The sequence below is a fragment of the Streptomyces sp. NRRL F-5650 genome (genome assembly GCF_000721365.1).
GTDB classification, from domain to species: domain Bacteria; phylum Actinomycetota; class Actinomycetes; order Streptomycetales; family Streptomycetaceae; genus Streptomyces; species Streptomyces ardesiacus.
Map to the genome: position 1 here is coordinate 1 of NZ_JOGV01000140.1, position 924 is coordinate 924.

At 66.7% G+C, this 924-nt stretch carries 1 protein-coding gene; it reads right to left on the minus strand.

Features of this window, described 5'->3' with window-relative positions; translation table 11 throughout:
* Nucleotides 1-65: 65 nt before the first annotated feature.
* Complete coding sequence (locus tag IG88_RS0137785) at nt 66-701, minus strand: hypothetical protein (RefSeq protein WP_078861730.1); 636 nt, start codon at nt 699-701, stop codon at nt 66-68.
* Between the last annotated feature and the right edge of the window lie 223 nt (nt 702-924).

Genomic DNA, 924 nt, shown 5'->3' on the forward strand with positions numbered 1-924 from the left:
GCCCTGGTGTGGGGGCCCGGCGGCCCTGGGTGGGGGGTTGGAGGGCCGCCGGGCGGTCGGGTGGGTTAGGCGGCCTTGTGGCTGTTGAGCTTGTCGGTCAGCCGGGCCTTCTTGAGTTCGAGGGCCTTGATCAGGTCGTCGATCTCCTTGATCTGCGGCGCCAGGACCTCCGCGCGCTGCGCGTCGAGGAGCTTGGCGTACTTCGCCTCGCGCTTGGCGGTGTTCTTGTCGGCCTTGTAGATCTTGACCAGCTCGGTCACGAGGTCCTGGACGGCCAGGAACGTGGCCTTGCTGGCCGTGGTCGAGGGCGACTTGGTCTCGGTCGCCGCCGCCCGGAGGTGGCCCCTCAGGAACCGCACCTTCGGCGCGGTGTCCTTGTCCTCGGCCTCGGGGTCGACGTCCAGGTCGGCCGGGTTGACCAGCTGGTGGCCGATGATGAACGCGGCCTCCAGCTCCTCGCCCAGCATGGGGACGTCGGTGCGCTCGTCGCGGTCCGCGCCGCCCTTGCCGAACTGGACGTTCAGCAGCCCCTCGACCTCGGGGAACGGGTTGTAGTCCGGGTGGATCACGATCGCGCCGACCGGCAGCGCACCGTCCTGGAAGACGCGGGACAGGTCGTAGATCGTCTCGCCGTTCTCGCCCTCGGAGACCGAGTACGAGTAGGTGCCGGTCTGGGTGGTGAGCGTCTGGGTGCCGGACATGAAGATCCCCTCCAACAGGGTCAGGTGGTGTGGATTCTCGGCCGGTTCTTCGTTCCCCCGACCTCGTGATAACTACAGTACACATCGAAGCACGAATACGCAACACCGGAACGGGATCACCCCTACACGCTCAACCAAACCCACCCCAAACTAGGAACCTCACCCCGCCACCCCGCCCCCGACGCTGTCTCTTATACACATCTCCGAGCCCACGAGACCGTAC

Bases quoted from the DNA above. Each gene is read 5' to 3' on its own strand.
- IG88_RS0137785 (WP_078861730.1), bottom strand. From the start codon at position 701: ATGTCCGGCACCCAGACGCTCACCACCCAGACCGGCACCTACTCGTAC.